At 73.3% G+C, this 23,187-nt stretch carries 18 protein-coding genes; 6 read left to right on the top strand and 12 right to left on the bottom strand.

What is annotated here, in order from left to right; genetic code table 11:
• From CVS47_RS09170 to CVS47_RS09160, 3 genes are read right to left on the bottom strand one after another with little or no spacing between them, the layout of a single operon-like run.
• Positions 1-1,146 carry an Mrp/NBP35 family ATP-binding protein gene (locus CVS47_RS09170; RefSeq protein ID WP_127095808.1) on the bottom strand — a complete coding sequence of 382 codons (1,146 nt, stop codon included), beginning with the start codon at positions 1,144-1,146 and terminating at the stop codon, positions 1-3.
• Positions 1,143-1,718 carry a DUF1003 domain-containing protein gene (locus CVS47_RS09165; RefSeq protein WP_127095807.1) on the bottom strand — a complete coding sequence of 192 codons (576 nt, stop codon included), beginning with the start codon at positions 1,716-1,718 and terminating at the stop codon, positions 1,143-1,145. The genes CVS47_RS09170 and CVS47_RS09165 overlap by 4 nt, the downstream gene beginning before the upstream one ends.
• Entirely contained in the window at positions 1,718-3,013 is a 1,296-nt protein-coding gene (locus CVS47_RS09160; protein WP_127095806.1) for a magnesium transporter MgtE N-terminal domain-containing protein, read from the bottom strand. Before CVS47_RS09160 ends, CVS47_RS09165 begins: the two co-directional genes overlap by 1 nt.
• An 85-nt stretch (positions 3,014-3,098) precedes the next feature.
• On the opposite strand from CVS47_RS09160, the gene CVS47_RS09155 reads away from it, so the two are divergent.
• Complete coding sequence (locus tag CVS47_RS09155) at positions 3,099-3,923, top strand: YflT domain-containing protein (protein WP_127095805.1); 825 nt, start codon at positions 3,099-3,101, stop codon at positions 3,921-3,923.
• 5 nt (positions 3,924-3,928) lie between these two features.
• Complete coding sequence (locus tag CVS47_RS09150; protein ID WP_127095804.1) at positions 3,929-4,624, top strand: alpha/beta hydrolase family protein; 696 nt, start codon at positions 3,929-3,931, stop codon at positions 4,622-4,624.
• Here CVS47_RS09150 and CVS47_RS09145 read toward each other — a convergent pair.
• Genes CVS47_RS09145 through CVS47_RS09135 form a run of 3 tightly spaced genes read right to left on the bottom strand, consistent with a single transcriptional unit; the run spans position 4,606 to position 8,894 of the window.
• Positions 4,606-6,405 (bottom strand): gamma-glutamyltransferase family protein, encoded by a 1,800-nt coding sequence (locus tag CVS47_RS09145; RefSeq protein ID WP_127097280.1) that lies wholly within the window; start codon positions 6,403-6,405, stop codon positions 4,606-4,608. The two genes, CVS47_RS09150 and CVS47_RS09145, sit on opposite strands and share 19 nt — an antisense overlap.
• Positions 6,406-6,407: 2 nt before the next feature.
• Positions 6,408-7,847, bottom strand: a complete 1,440-nt coding sequence (locus tag CVS47_RS09140) for an aminopeptidase P family protein (protein ID WP_127095803.1) — start codon at positions 7,845-7,847, stop codon at positions 6,408-6,410.
• A gap of 27 nt (positions 7,848-7,874) precedes the next feature.
• A complete protein-coding gene (locus CVS47_RS09135) occupies positions 7,875-8,894 on the bottom strand; it encodes an endonuclease/exonuclease/phosphatase family protein (protein ID WP_127095802.1) in 1,020 nt (339 codons plus the stop codon).
• A 100-nt stretch (positions 8,895-8,994) separates the two neighbouring features.
• Between CVS47_RS09135 and CVS47_RS09130 the strand changes: the two genes are divergently transcribed.
• Positions 8,995-9,858, top strand: a complete 864-nt coding sequence (locus CVS47_RS09130; protein WP_127095801.1) for a PHP domain-containing protein — start codon at positions 8,995-8,997, stop codon at positions 9,856-9,858.
• A 32-nt stretch (positions 9,859-9,890) separates the two neighbouring features.
• Here CVS47_RS09130 and CVS47_RS09125 read toward each other — a convergent pair whose 3' ends face one another.
• On the bottom strand, positions 9,891-11,378 hold the full coding sequence (locus CVS47_RS09125; protein WP_127095800.1) for a DEAD/DEAH box helicase: 1,488 nt from the start codon (positions 11,376-11,378) through the stop codon (positions 9,891-9,893).
• Positions 11,379-11,557: 179 nt separating this feature from the next.
• Between CVS47_RS09125 and CVS47_RS09120 the strand changes: the two genes are divergently transcribed.
• Positions 11,558-12,271 (top strand): ferritin-like fold-containing protein, encoded by a 714-nt coding sequence (locus CVS47_RS09120; protein WP_127095799.1) that lies wholly within the window; start codon positions 11,558-11,560, stop codon positions 12,269-12,271.
• Here the strand turns inward: CVS47_RS09120 and CVS47_RS09115 are convergent.
• Positions 12,268-12,558: a hypothetical protein gene (locus CVS47_RS09115; RefSeq protein ID WP_127095798.1), complete on the bottom strand. Its 291-nt coding sequence runs from the start codon at positions 12,556-12,558 to the stop codon at positions 12,268-12,270. The two genes, CVS47_RS09120 and CVS47_RS09115, sit on opposite strands and share 4 nt — an antisense overlap.
• Before the next feature lie 2 nt (positions 12,559-12,560).
• Complete coding sequence (locus tag CVS47_RS09110) at positions 12,561-12,785, bottom strand: DUF3107 domain-containing protein (protein WP_127095797.1); 225 nt, start codon at positions 12,783-12,785, stop codon at positions 12,561-12,563.
• A 162-nt stretch (positions 12,786-12,947) separates the two neighbouring features.
• Here CVS47_RS09110 and CVS47_RS09105 point away from each other — a divergent pair, with 162 nt between their 5' ends.
• Both CVS47_RS09105 and CVS47_RS09100 read left to right on the top strand, forming a co-directional pair.
• Positions 12,948-16,121: an ATP-dependent helicase gene (locus CVS47_RS09105; RefSeq protein WP_241240088.1), complete on the top strand. Its 3,174-nt coding sequence runs from the start codon at positions 12,948-12,950 to the stop codon at positions 16,119-16,121.
• Between the two features lie 98 nt (positions 16,122-16,219).
• Positions 16,220-19,537 carry an ATP-dependent DNA helicase gene (locus tag CVS47_RS09100; protein ID WP_127097278.1) on the top strand — a complete coding sequence of 1,106 codons (3,318 nt, stop codon included), beginning with the start codon at positions 16,220-16,222 and terminating at the stop codon, positions 19,535-19,537.
• Between the two features lie 35 nt (positions 19,538-19,572).
• Here the strand turns inward: CVS47_RS09100 and CVS47_RS09095 are convergent, their stop codons facing one another.
• From CVS47_RS09095 to CVS47_RS09085, 3 genes are read right to left on the bottom strand one after another with little or no spacing between them, the layout of a single operon-like run.
• On the bottom strand, positions 19,573-21,072 hold the full coding sequence (locus CVS47_RS09095) for a hypothetical protein (protein WP_127095796.1): 1,500 nt from the start codon (positions 21,070-21,072) through the stop codon (positions 19,573-19,575).
• Complete coding sequence (locus CVS47_RS09090) at positions 21,069-21,698, bottom strand: ABC transporter ATP-binding protein (RefSeq protein ID WP_127095795.1); 630 nt, start codon at positions 21,696-21,698, stop codon at positions 21,069-21,071. Before CVS47_RS09090 ends, CVS47_RS09095 begins: the two co-directional genes overlap by 4 nt.
• Positions 21,699-21,725: 27 nt before the next feature.
• Positions 21,726-23,120 carry a phosphotransferase gene (locus tag CVS47_RS09085; protein WP_127095794.1) on the bottom strand — a complete coding sequence of 465 codons (1,395 nt, stop codon included), beginning with the start codon at positions 23,118-23,120 and terminating at the stop codon, positions 21,726-21,728.
• Positions 23,121-23,187: the final 67 nt, after the last annotated feature.

The following is a 23,187-nucleotide window of genomic DNA, read 5'->3' as shown; positions in this document are numbered from 1 at the left end:
TCAGCGCGGACGCACCGTCAGGCTCCGGCCCGACAGCCCGCGCGGCATCGTCGCGATCCGCTCCGCCAGCGCCGTGACGGCGAGGGCGGCGGGATCCGACGCGGATGCCGCGACCACCGGCGTCCCCGCGTCGCCGTCGGCGCGCAGCGCCGTGCTGAGGGGAATCGACGCGAGCAGCGGGACCTCCTCCTCCGGCGTCGACAGCCGCTCGGCGACCTCCGCGCCCCCACCCGCACCGAAGAGATCGAGCGTCGAGCCGTCGGGGAGGGTCATCGCCGCCATGTTCTCGACGACGCCGATGACGCGCTGACCGGTCTGCCTGGCGACGAGAGCACTGCGGATCGCGACATCCGACGCGGCCGACTGCGGCGTCGTGACCACCAGGACCTCGGCGTGGGGGAGCAGCTGCCCGACCGAGATGGCGACGTCGCCGGTGCCCGGCGGCATGTCCAGCAGCAGCACGTCCAGATCGCCGAAGAAGACGTCGGTGAGGAACTGCTGCACGGTGCGGTGCAGCATCGGCCCGCGCCACGCCACGGCGCCGAGCGGGCCGTCGGTGCTGCGGCGCAGGAACATGCCGATCGAGATCGTCTTCACGTCGTAGGCGACCGGCGGCAGCATGAGGTCGTCGATCCGGGTCGGCGAGGGCGGCAGGCCGTCCGGGCCGACGAGCCCCAGGAGCCCGGGAATGGAGAATCCGTGGACGTCCGCGTCGACCAGTCCGACGGAGAGCCCCCGCTGCGCGAGCGCGACGGCGAGGTTCGCCGTGACGGTCGACTTGCCGACGCCGCCCTTGCCGCTCGTCACGGCGATCACGCGGGTCAGGGAGTCCGGTCCGAACGGCATCTCGCGCGCCGCACGCCCTCCGCGTAGGCGCTCGGTGAGGGCCTTCCGCTCCTCGGGGCTCATCACGCCGACCTCGACCTCGACGCGGGAGATGCCGGGGGCGGATGCCGCGGCCGCACGCACGTCCGCCTCGATCCGGGTCGCCGCGGGGCAGCCGACGATCGTGAGGGCGATCGCGACACGGGCGAGATCGCCCGCCACCTCGACGCCGCGGACCATGCCCAGCTCCTCGAGGGGACGCCGGAGCTCGGGGTCGGAGACGGCGCCGACACGGCGCCGGACGTCTTCGGCGTCGCTCACGACGAGGCGCGCTCCGCGCGATGGGCGCGCTCGACCCGTACGCCGACGCGGTCCTCGGTCTGTTCCGGACGCTCGTCCTTCTCCAGGTGCTCGAGGAGGGTCTTCAGCTCGCCCCGCAGCACGTCGCGCGTGACCATCTCGCTGGAGCGCTCGGTCAGCGCCATGCGCAGCGCGACGATCTCGCGAGCGAGGTACTCGGTGTCGGCCAGGTTGCGCTCCGCACGCTGGCGGTCCTGCTCGATCTGCACGCGGTCGCGATCGTCCTGACGGTTCTGCGCGAGCAGGATCAGGGGGGCGGCGTACGACGCCTGCAGCGACAGGATGAGCGTCAACAGCGTGAAGTTGGTGGCCTTCGGGTCGAACTGCAGCTCGACGGGCGCGAGGCTGTTCCACAGCAGCCAGAGGGTCACGAAGACCGTCATGCCGATCAGGAACCCGCTGGTGCCCATCGCCCGGGCGAACGACTCGGAGAACCGCCCGAAGCGGTCGCTCGACGGCTGCGGGTTGCGGGTGAGCTTGCTCCCGCGCCCGAGGGGCGCGTCGAGCGACACCTGACGCGACTGGCGGGGCATCAGCGCCTCCGCGGGGTCATCGCGGTGGTGACCGGGACGCGGGATGCCGCGGCATCCTCATCGGAGTCCTGCGAACGCCAGTCGTCGGGCAGGAGGTAGTCCAGCACGTCGTCGACGCTCACCGCGCCGACCAGACGGTGCGCGGCATCCACGACCGGGAGTGAGACGAGGTTGTAGCTGGCGAGCATGCGGGCGACCTCGGCCGCCGAGGCGTCGGCGGGCACGGGCTCGAGGGAGTCGTCGATGATCGTGCCCAGACGCTCGTGCGGGGGGTAGCGCAGCATCCGCTGGAAATGCACGGTGCCCAGCAGCCGGCCGGTGGGCGTCTCGTACGGCGGCAGGGTCACGAACACGGCGGCGGCCAGAGCCGGGTGCAGCTCGTGCCGGCGGATGAGGGCGAGGGCCTCGGCGACCGTGGCGTCGGCGGACAGCACGATCGGCTCCGGCGTCATGAGGCCGCCGGCGGTGTCGGGGCGGTACATGAGCAGCGCGCGGACGTCCTCGGCCTCTTCGGGCTCCATCAGCTCGAGGAGCTCCTCCCGCTGCTCCTCGGAGAGCTGACCGAGCACGTCGGCGGCGTCGTCGGGCTCCATGGCATCGAGGATGTCGGCGGCGCGCTCTTCGTCGAGCGACTCGAGGATGTGCACCTGCTCGTCTTCGGGCATCTCCTCGAGCGCGTCGGCGAGCCGGTCGTCGGAGAGCTCGTCGACGACCTCGAGCATGCGCTCCTCCGGGAGATCGAGGAGGGTGTTGGCGAGGTCGGCGGGGCGGAGCTCGGAGTAGCTGGCCACCAGCTGCTCGGCGGACTGCGCCTCACCGGGCGTCGCGTTCTCCCGCACCTCGCTCCAGTTGGCGAACGTGGTCGGGCCCTTCGCGAACGGCGAGGCGCTCGTCTTGGGCTTGCGCAGGAACAGCTGTCCCACGTCCCACTCGCCGGTGCGGCTGTGCTCGATGGCGACGTCCTCGATGACGGCCTGCACGGAGCCGGAGTCGAGGTAGACCTTGCGGCCGAGCATCTCGGCGAGCACCCGCACCTCACCGCCCCGCTGCTGGAAGCGGCGCACGTTGATGAGGCCCGTGGTGATGACCTGACCCGTGGCGATCGAGGTGACGCGGCCGATCGACACGAAGACGTGGCGCCGGCCCGGGATCTCGACGACGAGACCGATGACGCGCGGCGGATCGTCCTTGCGATAGATGACCACGACGTCGCGCACCCGCCCGAGCCGGTCACCCGCGGGGTCGAAGACCGTGCACCCCGCCAGGCGTGCGACGAAAACCCTCTGCGTGCTCACCGGTCCAGCGTAGTCCGGTGCGCCCGCGGATCCGGTTGGCGTCCTCGCCCGGAGAGGCCGGAGGACCCCGTGAGAGGATGAGGACATGAGCATGGTAGGCGGACGGGTGCCCGCGGGACGCGAGGACGTCGGGCAGACGGTGGCGGAGTTCCCCACCTACGAGGCGGCGCAGAAGGCGGTGTCGGCCCTCATCGCCGGCGAGGTACCGGCCCGCGACATCGCGATCGTCGGGCAGGGTCTGCGCTCGATCGAGCGCGTGACCGGGCGCCTCGGCTATGCCGCCGCCGCACGGTCGGGAGCCGTCAACGGTCTGCTCCTCGGCCTGCTCTTCTCCGCGATCTTCGTGCTGGGCACTCCCGCGGCGCCCATCCAGGCGTTCGTGGGCGTCATGTTCATCGGCATCGCCGTGGGCATGCTGCTGAGCATCATCACCTTCGCGATCGTGCGCCGTCGCCGCGACTTCGCCTCCGTCATGCAGGTCGCCGCCGAACGCTACGAGGTGACGGTGGCCGACGGCAACATCCACCGCGCCCGTCAGGTGCTCGGCCGCGACGGCGTCCCGCCGGTCGCCCACGCTGCGGCGCCCGTCGCGCAGCCCGCGCCGAGCCCCGAGCCCTGGCGACCTGCCCCGGAGCCGACGCCCGAGGAGCCGCCGCGCTACGGCGAGCGGATCCCGCCGGTGCCCGCGGGCAGCCCCGCCTCCGGTCCGGCTTCCGCCGGCGAGCCCGCGCCGGGCCCCGACTCCGCGCCCCCCGCTCCTCCCGCTCCCGGCCCGGCGACCCCCGGCGCCGACGGACCCGGGGAGATCGCCCCCGGCCCCGGCGGGCCCTCGCCGACGCCGCCCGGTGCCGCGGATCCCGGCGCCGCGCTGCCGCCGACCGCCGAGCCGGGCACTCCGCGGCCGCTCTGACCGGTATGGACGGCACGGCCGCCGACCGCGTTCCCGTCGATCTGCCCGTCGGGCCGACGGAGGTCTCGATCGGGGTCAGCGCGCCCGCGGAACCCTGGGCCGTCGCGGGGCTCGCGCACGGAGCGGGCGCGGGGATGCAGCATCCGTTCCTCGTGGGATTCGCCGACGCGCTGGCGGTGGAGGGCATCGCCGTCGTGCGCTTCGCCTTCCCCTACAGCGAGGCGGGTCGGCGGATGCCGGGGCCGGCTCCGCACGCCACCGCCACCTGGCAGGCGATCGCGCGACGGATGACCGAGCTGCATCGCGGGCTGCCGATGGTCGCGATGGGGAAGTCCTACGGGGGTCGCATGGCCTCGATGGCCGCGGCGGAGGGGCTCATCTCACCCGACGCCCTCGTCTACCTCGGCTACCCGCTGCATCCGCCGGGGCGTCCCGACAAGCCGCGCGTCGAGCATCTGCCGCTGGTGACGGCACCGCAGATCTTCATCGAGGGGTCGAATGACCCGTTCATCGATCCGCACGCGCAGCTCGAGGCTGCGGTCGCGAGCTGTCAGGACGCCCGCATCGTCTGGATCGAGGGCGGCGGCCACTCCTTCGAGGTGAAGGGACGCCGTCTGCCGGCCGAAGAGGTCGGCGCTGCGCTCGCGCCCCTGGTGGCGCAGGAGCTGAGGCAGACGCTCGGCTACCGTCCCGCCGCGTAGCCCTGCATGCCGCGGGGATTGGCGGCGGCCCACAGCAGTCCGGTCGCAGAGTCTCGGCCGACCGCTGACACGCGGCCCAGCGACCAGTCGCCGGCGCGGGTGACGCGGTGTCCGCGTGCCTCCAGGCCACGGATGAGCTCCTCGCCGAGACGGCCCTCGACGACGGCACCGGCCGGCGTCCATGTGCGCGGCCAGAACGAGTCCGCGAGTGCGGTGGTGTGCAGCGCCGGAGCGTCGATCGCCTGCTGGGGGGAGTAGCCGCCGACGGTCATGCGCAGCAGCGCCAGCAGCTGCCACTGCTCCTGCTGATCGCCGCCGGGGGAGCCCAGCGCGAACTCCGGTCGTCCGTCGCGCAGCACCAGGGTCGGCGTGAGCGTCGTGCGCGGCCGGCGACCAGGTACGAGCGAAGACGGATGCCCCGGCTCGAGCCACGTCATCTGCAGGCGCGTGCCCAGGCAGAACCCGAGCGCGGGGATCGCGGGGGAGGACTGCAGCCACCCTCCGGACGGGGTGGCGGAGATGATGTTGCCCCAGCGGTCGATCACGTCGATGTGGCACGTGTCGCCGCGTGTGCGACCGTCGGAGGCGACGGTGGGCTCGCCGGTCGCCACCGAGAACGCGTCGTAGGTCTCTCGCAGCGGCGGGCGGAACGCGCTGCGCCCGGGGAGGACGCCGGGGCGGAAATCCGCCGATGCGGTGTCGCCGATGAGCGCGCGGCGCGCGGCGAGGTACTCCTTCGAGAGCAGGGTGTCGAGATCGACGTCGGCGTCGCCGAACCAGGCGTCGCGGTCGGCGAAGGCGAGCTTCTGCGCCTCGAGGATGGTGTGCGCGCCGCGTTCCTGCGACGGGTCGAGCAGTTCGTCGTCGAGCGGCTCCAGCATGCCGAGCACCTGCAGCAGTGCGGGACCCTGCGACCAGGCGCCGGCCTTCGCGACCGTCAGGCCTCGGAAGCCGCGCGTGACGGCAGGCTCCCAGCCGGCGTCGAAGCCGGCGAAGTCGTCGGGCGTGATCACGCCCGCGTGCACCCCCGTGCCGCTGTGGCGGTGCGGAGCGGACAGGAACGCGGACGACTCCTGCGCGACCATGCCGGTCTTCCACTCCCGGCGTGCGGCGTCGATGCGCGCGGCGCGGCCCACCGGTCCGTCGTCGCGCACCGTGCACGCGGCGTGGATGAGGGATTCCAGCACCGCGGCGTAGGCGGGGTTCCGCACGATGGTGCCGGCCGGCGGAGGCATGCCGTCCGGCATCCAGAGCGCAGCGGAGCTCGGCCAGTCCGTGCGGAACAGCTCGGCGACGCGCGCCACGGTGGCCGCCGCACCGGCACTCAGCGGGTGGCCGTCGCGGGCGTAGCCGATCGCGTAGGCCAGGACGTCGTCGAGCTCCCAGGTGCCGTGGTCGCGCATCAGCAGGAGCCAGGCGTCGACCGCGCCGGGCACGGCGGCGGCGAGGCCGCCCGCACCGGGCACCAGGTCCAGACCCTCACCGCGCAGGTGCTCGATGCTCGCACCCGCCGGCGCCGGGCCCTGGCCCATCAGCACGGCGGGGGCCGCGGCATCCGCCGTCTGCACGATGGCCACCAGATCGCCGCCCGGGCCGTTCAGGTGCGGCTCGACGACGTGCAGCACGAAGGCCGCAGCCGCAGCCGCGTCGAAGGCGTTCCCGCCGCGCTCGAGCACGGACTGCGCCGTGCCGGTGGCCAGCCAGTGCGTCGAGGCCGACATGCCGAACGTGCCCTGCAGGTCGGGCCGCGTGGTGAAGGACTCCGGGGCGGTGTAGGCCACGATCAGCGGCCGGCGCGCGCGATCCACTCCTCGACGTCGTCGGCCGTCCGCGGGATGCCGGCGGAGAGGTTCACCGGGCCGTCGGAGGTCATGAGGATGTCGTCCTCGATGCGCACGCCGATGCCGCGGAACTCCTCGGGCACGGTGAGGTCGTCGATCTGGAAGTAGAGACCCGGCTCGATCGTGAAGACCATGCCGGCCTCCAGGACGCCGTCGTAGTACATCTCGCGTCGCGCCTGCGCGCAGTCGTGCACGTCGATGCCCAGGTGGTGGCTCGTGCCGTGCACCATGTATCGACGGTGCTGGCCGCCGGTGTCGGCGTCGAGCGCCTCCTCGGCGGTCACGGGGAGGAGACCCCACTCGTGCACCTTCGCCGCGATGACCTTCATCGCGGCCTCATGGACGGTGCGGAACCGGACGCCGGGCACGGCAGCCGCGAAAGCCGCGTCGGCGGCTTCACGGACGGCCTCGTACACCTGGCGCTGCACGGGGGTGAAGGTGCCGCTGACGGGAATCGTGCGGGTGATGTCGGCCGTGTAGAGGCTGTCGACCTCGACACCGGCGTCGATGAGGATGAGGTCGCCGGGCACGACGGCGCCGTCGTTGCGCGTCCAGTGCAGGTAGCAGGCGTGGGGACCGGATGCCGCGATCGTGCTGTACCCCTCCGCGTTGCCGTCGCTGCGGGCCCGCGAGTGGAACACGCCCTCGACGATCCGCTCGCCCCGGGGGTGCTCGATGATGCGGGGGAGGTCGGCGACGATGTCGTCGAACCCGCGCGCGGTCACCTCGACGGCCAGACGCATCTGCGCGACCTCGTACTCGTCCTTCACGAGGCGCAGCTCCGACACGAAGCGCGTCAGGTCCTCGTCGGCGTCGATGACCCGGTCGTCGTCGCCGGGCGCGAACCCGTCGATGTGCGCGGTCGCGATGCCGAGGTCGGCCGCGACGCCGTCGAGGGAGGGCCGGGGACCGATCCAGAACTCGCCGATCGAGGCGTCGCCGTAGAACTCCGTCGTGGTGCGGTCGGCGCGCTCGCGGAAGTAGAGGGTGACGTCGTGGCCGCTGTCGCCGGACGGCTCGAACACGAGCACCGCGCCGGGCTCGGCGTCGGCGGCCCATCCCGTGAGGTGGGCGAACGCGGAGTGCGCGCGGAAGGGGTAATCGGTGTCGTTGCTGCGCACCTTCGCGTCACCGGCGGGGATGACGAGGCGCGCACCGGGGAAGGCCGCGGACACGACGTCGCGGCGGGCGGCCGCGGAGGCGGCCTGGTCGCGCTCCGGCGGAGTCGATTCGGGACGCTCGGCCCAGCCCGTGGAGATGGTGTCGAGGAAGCCGCGGGGGAAGGGCTGCTTGCGGTTGGTCGTCGCCGCCTGCGCCGCCTGTGCCGTCTCGGTCGTGGTGTCCGTCGTGGCGATCGTGTCGCCGTCTCCCGTGGTGGTCATCTCCCCAGTCTTCCACCCGCCGCGCGGTCAGTCGACCGGTTCGATCTGCACGACGAGGGGCCGGTGATCACTCCCCGAGCCGTCCAGGTTCGGGACGACCATCGAGCCGGTCGCCCGCCAGTGCGAGGAGGTCATCACGTGGTCGATGGGCGCGCCCGCGAGGGCGGGGAAGCTCGTGGACCACGTGCCCACGCCGCCGTTGCCGGTCTCGGCCGCCGCGTCGTGGCAGCGGCCGAGGGTGCCGCCGTCGACGCCGAGGCCGCTCATGTGGTCGAGCGTCGCGTTGAAGTCGCCCGCCATGATGACGTTCGCATCGGCGCACTGGTTCGCGAGCCACTGCAGGTCGTCGCGCCAGTGCTGCATGTAGCTCTGCCGCGGCGCGACCGCGTGGGCGGCGACCACGATCGGCCCCGTCCCGCTGACCGGCATCGCCACGGCGCTCGGCACCGTGGAGGTGTTGCTGGTGCCGTCCTGCGACGATTCGATGACGCTGTAGTCACCCAGGTCGGGGGAGATGAGGAGCGTCGTCGAGCGCGCGTCCCAGCCGTCCGTTCCGTACTCGGCGTGGTGCGCCCACATCCGGTGACCCAGGTCGCGCATGGCGACCGCCACCTGCTCGCCGGTCTCGATGGTCGTCTCCGGGAGCGTCACGATGTCGGCGTCCATCGCGACGGCGATCTGCGCCACGGTGTCGGGAGAGGTGGCGCTGCCGGCGGTGTTCCAGGTCATGACCCGGATGCTGCCCGGTGTCTTGTCGGGCAGGGTGTCGGCTCCCATCCCGCGCACCATGACGAGACCGGCGTTGGCCGCCGCGGCGATGCCCGCGACCAGGGCGAGCGACAGCGCCAGCGTGCGGAGGGGCCGTGCGAACGCGAGCAGCAGCAGAAGCACCAGCAGCACCGCGAAGCCCACGGCGATGAGCCCGCGGAAGGAGACGAGCTGCGCGATCGGCCAGGTGCGCTCGAGGTGGAAGAGCTGGGGCCAGGTCAGGATCGCCGCCGCCACGGCGCAGAGCGCGGTGAGGAGGACTCCCAGCACGCGCAGCACGCCGCGACTCTATGTCAGGTGGCTGGGAGATCCCGGCGCGGCGGCGGAGTGGTGGGTGGGAGACGGGCGCCATCCACGACGGGAGCGATACGCTTCGAGGATGCCGTCATCGCCTCGTTTCCATGGGCCGAGCGACCTGCACATGCATTCCGTGCACTCCGACGGCACCGAGTCCGCCGGCGAGGTCATGGCGGCGGCGCACAGGCACGGCCTGCGGACGGCCGCCCTGACCGACCACGACACCACGTCCGGCTGGGCGGGGGCCGCCGAGGCGGCCGCGTCGCTGGGCATGACGTTCCTGCCCGGGATGGAGCTGTCCGCCGAGCACGAGTGGCGCAGCATCCACGTGCTCGCCTATCTCGTCGACCCGGACGATGCGGACCTGCGCACCATGACCGACCGCATCCGCGCGTCGCGCCTCGACCGTGCCCACCAGATGGCCGAGCTCATCGGCCGCGACTACGACCTGACCTGGGAGGACATCCTCGCCCAGACCCAGGACGGGGCGACCGTCGGGCGGCCGCACATCGCCGACGCGCTCATCGCCCGTGGCCTGGTGCACGACCGCACCGAGGCGTTCGGCGGCATCCTGAGGGCCGGCGGCGACTACTACGTGCCGCTCTTCTCGCCCGATCCGGTGACCGCCGTCGAATTGGTGGTCGGCGCCGGCGGCGTGCCGATCATCGCTCATCCGGCCGGCCGCGCCGGCGTGCTGCCGATGCCCCTGCTGGAGCGCCTGCTCGATGCGGGCCTGGCGGGATTCGAGCTCGACCACCGCGAGAACCGCGAGTCGGGCGTGAAGATCCTGCGCCGGCTCAGCCGGGAGCGCGACCTGATCGTGACGGGCTCCAGCGACTATCACGGGGCCGGCAAGCCGAACCTCCCCGGCGAGAACACCACCGCCGATGACATGGTGGCGCGCATCATCGACCGGGGGACGGGCTCAGCGCCGGTCTTCGGGTAGGCGGAGGCCCGCACGGGCCCCCGCCGATCGCATCAGACTCCCGCGGGAGCGCCGGCGCCCGAGCCGCCGCGGCGACGGCGGCGACGGCGAGGGGCCGCATTGCCGTCGTGGTGCTGCGAACCACCGCCGTCGTGCGTGCCGGCGCCGTCGTTGCCGTCGTCCGAGCCGTGGTCGGCGGGAACGACGGGCGCCGAGGCCGCGGGCGCCGCGGCACCGGTCGAGGACTCCCCGCGACGGCGACGACGCGGGGCGCGGTCGCCCGAGCGGTCGGAGGAGCGCTCCGAGGAGCGCGCCGGAGCGGCATCCTGGGTCGCCACGGTCTGCGTCCGCGGGGCCGTCACGAGGCGGCCCTTGGTGCCGGCGGGGATGTCGAGGTCCTCGAAGAGATGCGGGCTCGAGGAGTAGGTCTCGACGGGCTCGGGCTGGCCGAACTCGAGGGCGCGATTGATGAGCGCCCACTTGTGCAGGTCGTCCCAGTCGACGAAGGTCACCGCGATGCCCGTCTTGCCGGCGCGGCCGGTACGGCCGGCGCGGTGCAGGTAGGTCTTCTCGTCATCGGGGATCGTGTGGTTGATGACGTGGGTGACGTCGTCCACGTCGATGCCGCGCGCCGCGACGTCGGTCGCGATCAGGACGTCCTTCTTGCCGGCCTTGAACGCGGCCATCGAGCGCTCGCGCGCCTCCTGGCTCATGTCGCCGTGCACGGAGGCCGTGTTGAAGCCGCGGTCGCTCAGCTCGTCGGAGAGCTTCTGCGCGGCGCGCTTGGTGCGCGTGAAGACGACCGTCTTGCCGCGACCCTCGGACTGCAGGATGCGGGCGATGACCTCGTCCTTGTCGAGCGAGTGCGCGCGGTAAACGAGGTGCTTGATGTTGGCCTGCGTGAGCCCCTCGTCGGGGTCGGTCGCCCGGATGTGGATCGGGTTGGTCATGAAGCGGCGCGCGAGCGCGACGATCGGGCCGGGCATCGTCGCCGAGAACAGCTGCGTGTGACGGACGGCGGGAACCTTGGAGAAGATCTTCTCGATGTCGGGGAGGAAGCCGAGGTCGAGCATCTTGTCGGCCTCGTCGAGCACGACCTCGGTGGCGTTCGAGAGGTCGAGGAGGCGCTGGTTGTTGAGGTCGATGAGGCGCCCAGGGGTGCCCACGACGATCTGCGCGCCGGCCTTCAGCTGGTCGATCTGGCCCTCGTAGGCCTTGCCGCCGTAGATGGCGACCACGCTGGTCGCGCGCCCGGAGGTGAGCATGTCGATGTCCTCGTAGACCTGCACGCACAGCTCGCGCGTCGGGACGACGATGAGCGCCTTGACGCCGTGGGCGGGCTCGGGCCCGAGGCGCTGGACCACGGGGATGCCGAAGCCGAACGTCTTGCCGGTTCCGGTCTTGGCCTGTCCGATGATGTCCTGGCCGGGGAGTCCCAGCGGGATGGTCTGCTCCTGGATGGGGAAGGCATCCACGATGCCCTTGGCCGCGAGGACATCCACGATGTCCTGATCGACGCCGAGCTCGGCGAAGGTCGTCACGATGTTCTGCCTGTCTGGCGGTGAGATCTCCGCCGGGGTGAGAGGTCCACGCCCTTCACTCATCCACAGGCGCGGGGGCCCCGATCCGATGCCGGGACCGGTCCAGGATACCGGAGGAGCCCGCAATGGCCCGGTTCGGGATGCCACGGCGTGGCCGGGCCCGCCAGTAGGCTGGCCGCGTGGTCACCTGGTTCTGGCAGCGACGCCCGCAGGGTCGTGTGCTCACCCTGCGCTCGCGCGGCGAGATGAGCGACACCACCCGCGTGGACTTCGAGGAGCTCGCGCCCGAGATCGACACCTTCCTCGGGCAGGCGGCCTACCTGCAGCTCGGCTACTTCGAGACGCTCAGCGAGCTGATCGCCTCGACGCCCGAGCTCGCGCAGAAGGAGTCGCTGTCGCGGGCGGCCGGTGCCGCCCTCACGAAGCACGAGGAGCTCGTCGCGCTCATCCGCGCGCGGGGCGATGACCCGACCGCGCTGATGCTGCCGTTCCGTGAGCCGCTCGACGCCTTCCGCCGCGCGACCCACGGCGTGCGCCCGCAGGAGACGATGCTGTCCGTCCACATCACGGCGGGGATGCTGGACGACTTCTATCTGGCGCTGTCCGCCAGCTACGGCGACACCGGCGACCGCGTCGCGAAGATCCTCCGCGGAGACGACGACCGCCAGGCGATCGTCGACATCATCGGCGAGACGATCTCCAGCGACGAGCAGTGGCGTTCGCTCCTGGCTCTGTGGGGACGACGGCTGGTCGGCGACACGCTGCTGATCGCGCGTGCGGCTCTCCGCCCCGCGACCCTGGCCGCGGCCGAGGAGAAGAAGGTGGAGCCCGTCTTCACCGAGCTGATGTCCGCGCATTCGCGTCGCATGGACGCCATGGGGCTCGCCGCCTAGGAGATCTTCAGGCGCACGCGCTCTTTCGCGTCGTGCGTGACGCGTGCACGGCCGAGCCACGCCAGCACCGGGTACGTCACGACGAACGGCATGACGAACGAGACCACCCAGATGAGCGGGTTCTCGGTGGTGACGCCGCTCCAGGTGAAGGCCGCCCACACGGCTCCTCCGACGATCGCCCCGAGCACGGGCCCGACCGCCGTGCCCCGCGTGGAGCGGTGCGGGGCCGCGAAGTGCGCGGCGATGCCGAGCGCCGCGCCCACGATGAAGGCGAGGAGGATGTCCACGGTCAGGCGACGAAGCCGATGCGGCGGGACTCCTCCGTGCCGATCTCGATGTAGGCGAGTCCCGCGGTGGGGACGATGTACGAGTTGCCCTTGGCGTCGGTGAAGCTCACGTGCGTGGCGGCCGCATCGAGGGCGTCGGCGACGGACTTCTTCACGTCGGCGGCGGCCTCGTTCGTCTCGAAGCTGAGCTCGCGGCCGGTCTGTGCGATGCCGATGCGGATCTCCACGGATGAATGCCTTTCCCTTGCGGGGCGGGCCTGCGGGGCGTTCCCCGACAGCCCGGATCCCCGGCGCAGACCAACTCTATGACACGGTCTCACCGCCCCGGCGCGGGTCGCGCACGCTCTCGGCGAACGGCGGTGTCGCCGGGTGCGGATAGCGTTGCGGGCATGGGGGAGAGCGTCGCCGGGCGTCACGAGGCAGACGTCCGGATGCCGGTGGCCGCGGCATCCGGAGTCGTCCACGACGAGGCGCAGCACGCCGTCATCACGCTGCCGGCCTCGGCGTCGGGGGTCGTGGTCGGCGCTCCGGGCACGGGTAAGACCCGCACACTGGTCGCCCGCGTGGCGGAGCTCGTGGCATCGGGTGTCGACCCCGACGCGGTGCTCGTGCTGACCCCCTCGCGGCAGACCGCGACGGCGCTGCGCGACCGGCTGGCACTCGCGGTGGGGCGGGCGACGTCCGGTGCGCTGGCGCGGTCGGTGGCGTCGTTCGCGTTCCAGCTCGTACGCGGCGCGGAGGTGAACGCCGGCAACGAGCCGCCGCAGCTGCTCACCGGCGGCGACGAGGACCAGATCCTGCAGGACCTCCTGTCGGGCGACGCCGACGACGAGGCGGCGGGGGGCACGAGCCGGTGGCCGGACTGGCTCGGCGCCTCGATCCGCTCGACGCGCGGATTCCGCGGCGACCTGCGGGCCTTCCTGGCCGAGTGCACGACGCTCGGCATCGAACCGCCGCGGCTGCGCGCGCTGGGGGAGTCGCTCGATCTGCCCGCGTGGGTGTCGCTGGCGTCGTTCGCCGAGGAGTACCTCCAGGTGCGAGCCGACATGCGGGGCGCGCACCGCGACGCCGCGGGCCTCGTGCGCGAGGCGCTCGGGCTCCTGCGCCACGCGCCGGCCGGCTCGCCCGTCGTCGCCGCATTCGACCGGCTGCGGGTGGTGCTCGTCGACGACGCGCAGGAGCTCACGCTCGGGGGCGTCGAGCTCATCGAGGCCAGCGCCGCGCGCGGAGCCGCGGTGATCGCCTTCGGCGACCCCGACGTGGGGGCGGGGGCGTTCCGCGGCGCGACGCCGGAGAACTTCGCCCGTGTGACGCGCGCTCTCGGTGCCGTGCACGTGCTGCCCGTCAGCCACCGCGGCACGACCGCGCAGGCCGACCTGCTCCGCGAGGTGACGCAGCGGATCGGCGCGGTCGGCCTCGTGTCTCACCGACGACCGCCCTCGGGCGCCCCCGTCGACGGCACCGTGCGGGCGCTGACGCTCCGCTCGGCCTCGGAGGAGTACGACGTCATCGCGCGCCTGCTGCGGGAGCGCCACGTCCGTGACGGCGTGCCGTGGTCGCAGTGCGCCGTGATCGCCCACGACACGCGGCAGGTGTCCGCGCTCGAGGCCGAGCTCACCGCGCGCGAGGTGCCGGCGCGCGCCAGCGGGCCGGGGCGCGAGCTCGGCGCCCTCCGGCCGGCGCGCGATCTGCTGCGCCTCCTCGAGCTGGGCATGCGCGACTCCGCGACGTGGACGCCCGACGAGCTCACCGACGCCCTGCTGGGCACGTGCGGCGGGATGGATCCGATCGAGGTGCGCCGTCTGCGGACGGCTCTGCGTCATGCCGAGCTCGCCGCCGACGGGGAACGCGCCGGGCGCGAGCTGCTGGCCTCGGCCATGGCGCAGCCGCTCGAGTTCGACCTCATCGACACGCGGGAGGCGCGTCGCGCGGCCCGCATGGCGCGCGCTCTCGGGCTCGTCGCCCGCCGGGCGGCCGAGGGCGCCACGGCGCACGAGCTCCTCTGGACGGCGTGGGAGGAGTGCCGCCTGCAGCGGCCACTCGTCGAGGCCGCCGCCGGCTCCGGCCCGCTGGCCGAGCAGGCGCACCGCGACCTCGACGCCGTCGTCGCGCTCTTCGAATCGGCCAAGCGGTTCGTGGAGCGTGGCACCGACGCCGATCCGCGCGTGTTCGTCCGCGGCCTGCTCGACTCCGACGTGGCGGAGGATCGCCTGTCGGCCCCGCCGCCGCAGCAGTCCGTGCGCATCCTGACGCCCGCCGGCGCCCTGGGCACCGAGTTCGACACGGTCGTCGTGGCCGGCGTGCAGGACGGTGTGTGGCCCAACACCCGCCTGCGCGGCAGCCTGCTGGAGACGTGGCGGCTCGCGGATGCCGCGGTGCGGGACGACGCACCTGCCCCAGGTGTGCTCGACCGCCGCCGTGCGGCGATGCACGACGAGCTGCGGCTTCTGGCGCGTGCCGTCTCCCGTGCCCGCGCGCAGCTGATCGTCACCGCCGTGGACGACGACGACACGGGGCCAAGTCCGTTCTTCGAGCTCCTGCCGACGGCGGAGTCCGCGGGCAGGGACATGGAGCACCCGCTCTCGCTGCGCGGCACGGTCGCACGGCACCGTCGCGCCCTCACCGACCCGTCGTCGCCGGCGCGGGTGCGGGAGCGCGCGGCGTCGCAGCTCGCGCTGCTCAGCGACGCCGCGGTGCCGGGCGCGCATCCCCTCGACTGGTACGGCGTCGCCGGCCCCACCTCCACCGCGCCGCTGCGCGATCTCGACCGTGAAGACGTGCGGGTCTCGCCGTCGCGCCTCCACGCCCTCGAGGAGTGCGAGCTGAACTGGGTCATCGGCGACCTCGGCGGCGACCCGGGCAACACGACCGCCGGCATCGGCACCATCATCCACGCGGCGCTCGAGCACGCCGCCGGCTCGGACGAGGAGTCGCTGTGGCGCGAGGTCGAATCACGCTGGGGACAGCTGGCCTTCGAGGCGCCGTGGCGCGACCGTGCCGAGCAGGCGCGGGCGCGCGACCTCGTGCGTCGCCTGCACCTCTACCTGCGCCGCTTCGAGCATGCCGGCGGCACGCTCATCGGCGCCGAGCCGCACTTCGAGGTCCCGATCGCCGTCGAGGGCGCCGAGGATCATGAGCACGGCGTCGTGCTGTCGGGGTACATCGACCGTGTCGAGCTCACCCCCGAGGGCACGGTGCTCATCCTCGATCTCAAGACCGGCAAGCGCGAGCCGCAGACCGACGCCAAGGTGGCCGACAACCCGCAGCTCGCCGCCTACCAGCTGGCATTCGAGTCCGGCGCGATCCCCGAGGCGGCGGGACTGCCGCCCGCGGGTGCGGCGCTCCTCGTGCTGCGGCCGACCGCCGCGTCGAAGGACTACGTCATCCCGCATCAGCCGCCGTTCGACCCCGAGCGGCGTGACGCGTTCCTCGGACGCGTGCAGGACGCGGTGACCGTCATGCGCGGTCTCCGCTTCCGCGCGCCGTTCGAGGAGCACTGCCGCGACGACCACTCCTACGGCCTGTGCCGCATCCACACCATCTCGGCGGTGAGCGCCTCATGAGCGAGCGGGAGAACGTGGCGACGGTGGCTTCCGCGGCGTCGGCGCCTGCGGACCCGACGGCGCCGGCGTCGGCGGGCGCTTCCACGGCGGATGCCTCGATGCACGCGGATGCTGCGCCCCCGGCGCTCTCGGCGGCCGTGATCGCCGCCGCGCTCGGGCAGTTCCCGCCGACCCTCGAGCAGACCGCCGTCATCGAGGCGCCGCTGGCTCCCGCACTCGTGGTGGCCGGCGCGGGCAGCGGCAAGACCGAGACGATGGCGGCACGGGTGGTGTGGCTCGTGGCGAACGGCATCGTTCGCCGCGACGAGGTGCTCGGCCTCACCTTCACCCGCAAGGCCGCGGGCGAGCTGGCCGAACGCATCCAGAAGCGCCTGGCACGCCTGTCGGAGTTCGAGCGTCGCGGTCTCCTCCCCGCCCTTCCCGCGCTCCACCGGGAGGGGCTCCTCGACGTCTTCGGCCGGCTGGAGCGCGAGGGCGCGCCCGACGCCGCGCGGGCTGCGGCGATGGCGGAGCTGGCCGAACGAGCCGGTGCGGTGCCCGTCGACGCGGGCGACGACGCGTTGCTGCACCGTCCGACCGTCTCGACCTACAACAGCTTCGCCGACGCGATCGTGCGGGAGCACGCGGTGCGCATCGGCTGGGACGCGGAGGCGGCGATCCTCTCGGAGTCCGCTGCCTGGCTCCTCATGCGGCGTGTGGTGTTCGGTTCCGACGATCCCCGCCTCGAGGAGCGGCAGGAGGCCCTGCGCTCCATCATCGACGGCGCGCTCCGCATCGCCCGCGACAGCGTCGACAACCTCGTCGACCTCGACGAGCTCGAGGCGTTCCCCGAGGCCTTCGCCGATGTCCGCGAGCGACCCTCGACGCGGCGCGCGACCGTCGTCTACGCCGACATCGCCACGGCGGCCGACAACGTCACCGCCCTGCAGCTCCTGGCGGGCCTCGCTCGGCAGTACGCCGCAGAGAAGCAGCGCCTCGGCGTCCTGGACTTCTCCGACCAGGTCGCGGGCGCGATGCGCATCGTCCGCTCGCACCGGGCCGTCGTCGACGAGCTGCGGGCCCGGTACCGCGTGGTGCTGCTGGACGAGTACCAGGACACGTCGGTCGTGCAGACCGACCTGCTCGCGACGCTGTTCGGCGGAACCGGGGTGATGGCGGTCGGCGACCCCCACCAGGCCATCTACGGCTGGCGGGGGGCGAGCGCCGGCAACCTCGGCGGCTTCCCCGCCGCCTTCGCGCCGGGCGCGATCTGCGCGCGGTTCGCCCTCGCCACGAGCTGGCGCAACAGCTCGCGCGTGCTGGACGCCGCGAATGCCGTGCTCGCTCCGCTGGCGGCGTCCGCGCCGGTGCCGGTGGAGGAGCTGCGGTCGCGTCCCGGCGCCCCTGGGGGAGATGTCGAGGTCGTGTTCGAGGCCGACATCGACGCCGAGGCCGATCGTGTGGCCTGCTGGTTCCACCGCGTCCGCGACGACCGCGCTTCCGAGGGGCGACCGACGTCGGGCGCCGTGCTGTTCCGCAACAAGAAGCACATGGTGCGCTTCGGCGACGCGCTGGGACGGCGCGGCATCCCGCACCGCATCCTCGGCCTCGGCGGGCTGCTCTCCACGCCCGAGGTGGTCGACGTGGTCTCGGCGCTGCGGGTCATGGTCGACCCGTCCGCGGGCTCCGCGCTCATCCGCCTCCTCGCCGGGCCTCGCTGGAGCATCGGTCTGGCCGACCTGCGGGTGCTTGCTCAGCTCGCGCGCCGCATCGCCCGCCACGACGCCGCCCTGCAGCCGCTCACCCCCGAGGTGGCCGAGCAGGTCAGGGCGGGAGCGGGGGAGGACCAGGGGTCGCTCGTCGACGCCCTCGACTTCGTGCTGCAGCACCGCGGCGACCACGGCTGGCTGGAGGAGTTCACCCCGGGCGCCCGCGAGAGGCTGCGGGACGCGGCATCCGTCTTCGCGGGTCTGCGGCAGGCCGCGGGCATGCCGGTGCCCGAGCTCGTGCGACTCATCGAGCTCGAGCTGCGGCTCGACATCGAGCTGGCCGCCAACGAGGCCCGCGGGCCGGCGCGCATCGCGTCAGCCCAGCTGCGCGCCTTCGTCGACGAGCTGCACGGCTTCCTGGCCGCCGACGAGAGCGGCTCGCTGTCGAGTCTCCTGGCCTGGCTCGACCACGCCGAGCAGCTCGACGAGTTCGCCCCGCGTACGGAACCACCCGAGGACGACGTCGTGCAGCTGCTGACGATCCACGGCTCGAAGGGCCTGGAGTGGGACGCCGTGGCCGTCGTGCGGCTCGTCAAGGACGAGCTGCCCTCGGCCGCGCGTGACACGAAGGCGTGGCTGGGGTTCGGGGTGCTGCCCTATGCGTTCCGCGGCGACAGCGCGTGGCTCCCCGCGTTCCGGTGGGAGGCCCACGACGCGCCGACCCAGCAGGATCTCAAGGACGCGCTCGAGACCTTCGTCGCGGCCAACCGCGCCCGTCAGCTCGAGGAGGACCGGCGTCTCGCCTACGTGGCCGTCACCCGCGCGCGCGATCACCTGCTGCTCAGCGGTGCGAGCTGGTCGGGCACCAAGAAGCCGCGGGAGCGCAGCGCGTTCCTCGCCGAGATGGCCGAGGCCCTCGAGGTCGAGCTCCCCGACGACGACCCGGGAGATGATCCCTACCTGGGAGAGCGGCGCACGCTCGAGTGGCCCATCGATCCGCTCGGCGAGCGGCGCGACCGGGTGCTGCGCGCGGCCGACGAGGTGCGTCTGGCCTTGGAGCGGGAGCGCCCGGAGCCGGATGCCGACGTCCGGCTGCTCCTGGCCGAGCGGGCGGCACGCGCGGCACCCGCCACAGGGTCGGCACCGACGCGCATCCCGGCGTCGCGCTACAAGGAGTTCGTCACCGACTACGAGGGAACGGTCGCGAAGCTGGCCCGGCCGCTGCCCGAGCGCCCCTTCCGCCAGACGCGGCTCGGCACGCTCTTCCATGCCTGGGTGGAGGCGCGCTCCGGCTCCGTCGGCACGAGCGGCTCCCTCGACGACGGCCTGTGGGAGAGCGACGAGGAGACGTCGGCGTCGGCGGCCGCCGCGGAGGATGCGGCTGACCTGACCCGTCTCCAGGAGAACTTCGAAGGCTCCGAGTGGGCGATCCTCCAGCCGATCGAGGTGGAGACCGAGATCGACTTCGCGCACTCCGGCCTCGACGGCGAGCCGCACGTCGTCATCTGCAAGCTCGACGCGGTCTACCGTCGGGACGACCGCGGCGGCCGGATCGAGATCGTCGACTGGAAGACGGGCCGGCCACCGGCATCCGATGCCGAGAAGGACGAACGGATGCTGCAGCTCGAGCTCTACCGGCTGGCGTATGCGCAGAAGCACGGTATCCCCGAACGTGAGATCGACGTGGCGCTGTACTACGTCGCGCACGACCTCGTGCTGCGCGGCTGAGCGAGGCGGCCCTCACGTCCGACAGACGTGCGTCGTCAGAGCCGGTGACGCCACCGGTGGACGGCGAGGCCGGCCAGTGCGGCCCCGACCGCGATGACGGGAAGCGGTGACACGGACATCCCCGCGGCGGCGGCCCCCGCGCAGGCGGCGAGGAGGATCCCGTCGGTCGCCCACACGAGCCGCGCCGCGGCGCCCAGGTCGCCCATCGGCGTGGGGATCGGGGTGAGCAGCGCGGACGGCAGGGGTCCCTTCACCGCGGTGGCGATGCGCGCCACGATGGCGAGCATCCCGAGCATCACGGAACCGGCGATCGCGGGCAGCGCGTGCAGGCCGGCGGCGAGAAGGAGCGCGCTGATCGTGGCCGCGACGACGACCATGATCACCGTGACGAGCACCGGTAAGAGCGTGTGGTGCAGGAGAAGCCGCTCGTCCCCGATCCCGTAGAGTGGAAGGTCGGACGCCGCGCGAGCGGCGTGCCGGACGCCGTCGGTGAACGGCCCGAGCCCGGCGAACAGGAGCACGCCCGCGGCGCTGCTGAGGAACCAGCCGGGAGACTCCCCGACCAGTGACAGGGTGAAGAGCGCCGCGGCCGTCGCCATCGCGAGTGCGGCCGCCACGAGCCTGACGGGCGTCCGAGCGGCACCGAGCGCGTCGCGGACGAGGAAAAGCAGCGGTCTCGGCAGCCCGGGCCGCACGACTCGAAGGCGACGACCGAGGGTCGGCACCGGCTGGTAGACGCTGGTGGCCGTCGCGAGTTCCATGCCGGTCGCGTGCGAGGTCGCCGCCTCCCAGCGGATCGCCTGTGCGATCAGCCGCGGAAGGGAGAGGCGGCTCATCAGAGCCGGGACGAGGCTGACGGCGGCTGCGGTCACGGCCAGGAGCGGCACCAGCGCTCCCGTCGACGCGGCGAGCGGGTAGGCGAGACCGGCCCATCCCCAGGGCGTGACGAACCGCCACGCCGGAACGGCGGCGGTGATCGCGCCGAGACCGACCACGAGTGGGGCGAGGAGGGCGGAGGAGCGCGGCATCGCCTGCCCGGCCAGCCACGCGACGGCGGAGACGATGCCGACGCAGACGCAGGCGAGGACGAAGAGCAGGGCGTCGCCGGGTGCGCTGCGGCCGACCGTGATGAGACTCGTGCCGATGAGGACGCCGACCGCGGCGGTGGACGCGACCACCAGCGCGGCCGACCGCAGGAACGGCCCGCGGAACGAGGTAAAGCGCAGGAGATCGCTCGAGGCCAGCGCATGGGTCTGGAACGGCGGCCGGAGCGCGGGACCTCGAACCCGCCCCAGCAGCAGGAAAGAGGCCCACAGGCTCGCGACCACCGCCGCCACCGCGCTCGACGCGTCCGGCGCGGTGAGGAGGGCGACGCCCTGCGGGCTGCTCGCGGCGAGCGAGACGGCGCGCCCCAGCGGGACCACCGTGACCAGGGTCACCATGAGGGTCAGATAGGCGAGGTAGGCCTGGTCGCCCCGCGTCCGCGCGTGCCGCGACCGCCAGATGCGGGCGGGTGCGGACAGACGGACGCTCATGCCGCCGCGTCCAGCCAGAGGGTGCGACCGGCGAGCCCGGCCGCCAGTCGCGGGTCGTGGGTCGCGACGACGAGGGTCGCGCCGCGGTCTCGTCTCGCGCGAAGAACCCTGATCACCACGTCGACGTGCTCCGGATCGAGCCGCTGCTCCGGCTCGTCGATGACGAGCACCTCGAACGGACGGGCCAGCACGAGCGCGAGGCCGAACAGCTGCATCTGCCCGGAGGACAGCTCGTGCGGATAGCGCTCCGCGAGAGATGTGAGGCCCAGCTCGCTGAGCACGCCGGATGCGAGCGCGGCCGCCGCGGCCGCGTCCTCCTCCCATGTGGTCGCCACGAGGAGGACGTGGTCGGCGACGGTGAGATCGGGGGCGGCGGGCGGGAGGCCGATCATGACGGCCACCCGCCGGCGCATGCGGCGATCGCGCTCCGTCACGATGTCGCCGCCGATGCGGACCGCCCCGCTCGTCGGCGCGCGGACGCCGGCGATGACGCGGAGGAGGGTCGACTTCCCGGCACCGTTCCGCCCGCGCACGATCAGGGCGCCACCCGCGTCCACGGAGGCGGAGATCGGTGCGAGCAGCCTCACCTCGCCCGCGGACACGGACACGTCGTCGAGGTCGATCACACGATCGATCGTCTCAGACAGCCGCGTTCAGCGTGCGTCGCGCGTGCCGCCCTCGCCGCGCTCCGCCTGGTCGGTCCAGTGCCGCAGGGCGGCCTCCGCGGAGCGACCCGCGTCGGCCTCGGGGTCGTCGTCGGCCGGCCGCACGAGCGCCGAGATGTCGATGGGAGCGGTGGCCAGGTCATCGGCGGGGGCGGGGCCCGCAGCATCCGTCGCGCTCTTCCGGGGCGGGCTCGCCAGGGCGACCGGCGCTTCGCGGCGCGAAGAGGCGGGGGCGGGCGTCGACGGGACGACGTCCGGTGCCGTGCCGCGGACATCGCCCGTGCGGCTGTCGTCCCGGCCGGCGGTCTCCTCGTCATCGGCGAGGAACAGCGAGAGCATCGCGGGGTCGTAGGCGTCGGTCTGCATCGAGGTGTCGATGTCGGTCGCCGGAGCGGCATCGGGCGTGCGGCCGAGGAGCGCGATCGCGTCATCGACATCCAGCTCGTCGTCGGAGACCAGATCTTCGCCCGCCACGCCCTTCGCCAGCGACTCGAGGAGGCCCACCGCGTCGTCGACCACGTCGTCGCGGCCGGAGTCGAAGCCGTGCACGAGCCACTTCGCGAACTCGAGCTCGGCATACAGCCGTGCCCGCTCACGGACGAGCGCGTCGGGGGCGCGCGAGCTGCGCGCCGCGTATGCGGCGTACACGTCCTCGGCGGCGGTCGGCGCGGAGGCGAGCCACTGCAGGTCGGTCGCGGGGTCGCCGACCGAGAGTCCGTGCCAGTCGAGCACGCCCGTCACGGTGGGTGCGCCGCTCTCGGCGTCCTCGAAGAGGAAGGATGCCGCGCCGGCACCACCCAGCACGACGGCGGACTCGAAGCGCCAGAGCGTCTCGGCGGCCACCGCGCGACGCCAGCGCACGATGAGCGGCACGGGCAGGCGGTGCGTCGACTCGGCGCGGTCGAGGAGACGGGACACGTCATCGCGCACCTGTGCGGGCGTGCGCACGGGCAGCCCCTCCGTGCGGACGATCGAGAGGGGGAGGGCGTGGAGGGCCGCGAGCGCCTCGCCGATGGAGGTGGCCGCCCCACGCCCCGGGGGGAGGTGCGCGGCGTCGACCCGGTAGCCGGGGAGGAAGTCGACGACGACCGCGGGCGTGTCGCCGATGCCGGTCTCGCCGAGGAGCTCAGGGGCGCGGAAGGGGAGCAGGCCGCGCACGCCCGGGGTCAGCGCGCGCAGCGCACGGGCCTCGGCGGTGAGCTCCGCGACGCCCTCGGCGTCGGCGGGCGCGCGCACCACGACGCGGCGTCCGTCGTCGAGGTCGGCCACGGCCGTGTCGTAGCGACCGGCCGCCCTCTCGGTCAGGATGGCCACCCCGACCACCCCCGCACGGGGCAGAGCCGAGGTCACGGACGCGGCTAAAGTGAGAGGTGAGCGTGCCATGTGCCCAGGGTAGGTCGGGTCCGCTCCAGCGCCACGGCGCCACGCCCGTCTTGTCGACCGTGTCGAC

It is taken from the genome of Microbacterium lemovicicum, assembly GCF_003991875.1.
Taxonomy (GTDB): domain Bacteria; phylum Actinomycetota; class Actinomycetes; order Actinomycetales; family Microbacteriaceae; genus Microbacterium; species Microbacterium lemovicicum.
This window is presented reverse-complemented; position numbering and strand designations above follow the sequence as displayed.

Excerpts from the sequence above, each read along its gene's own strand:
- CVS47_RS09165 (WP_127095807.1), bottom strand. The coding sequence starts at position 1,718 with ATGCCCCGCCAGTCGCGTCAGGTGTCGCTCGACGCGCCCCTCGGGCGC.
- CVS47_RS09155 (WP_127095805.1), top strand. The coding sequence starts at position 3,099 with ATGAGCATGGTAGGCGGACGGGTGCCCGCGGGACGCGAGGACGTCGGG.
- CVS47_RS09150 (WP_127095804.1), top strand. The coding sequence starts at position 3,929 with ATGGACGGCACGGCCGCCGACCGCGTTCCCGTCGATCTGCCCGTCGGG.
- CVS47_RS09140 (WP_127095803.1), bottom strand. The coding sequence starts at position 7,847 with ATGACCACCACGGGAGACGGCGACACGATCGCCACGACGGACACCACG.
- CVS47_RS09130 (WP_127095801.1), top strand. The coding sequence starts at position 8,995 with ATGCCGTCATCGCCTCGTTTCCATGGGCCGAGCGACCTGCACATGCAT.
- CVS47_RS09105 (WP_241240088.1), top strand. The coding sequence starts at position 12,948 with ATGGGGGAGAGCGTCGCCGGGCGTCACGAGGCAGACGTCCGGATGCCG.
- CVS47_RS09100 (WP_127097278.1), top strand. The coding sequence starts at position 16,220 with ATGCACGCGGATGCTGCGCCCCCGGCGCTCTCGGCGGCCGTGATCGCC.
- CVS47_RS09095 (WP_127095796.1), bottom strand. The coding sequence starts at position 21,072 with ATGAGCGTCCGTCTGTCCGCACCCGCCCGCATCTGGCGGTCGCGGCAC.
- CVS47_RS09085 (WP_127095794.1), bottom strand. The coding sequence starts at position 23,120 with ATGGCACGCTCACCTCTCACTTTAGCCGCGTCCGTGACCTCGGCTCTG.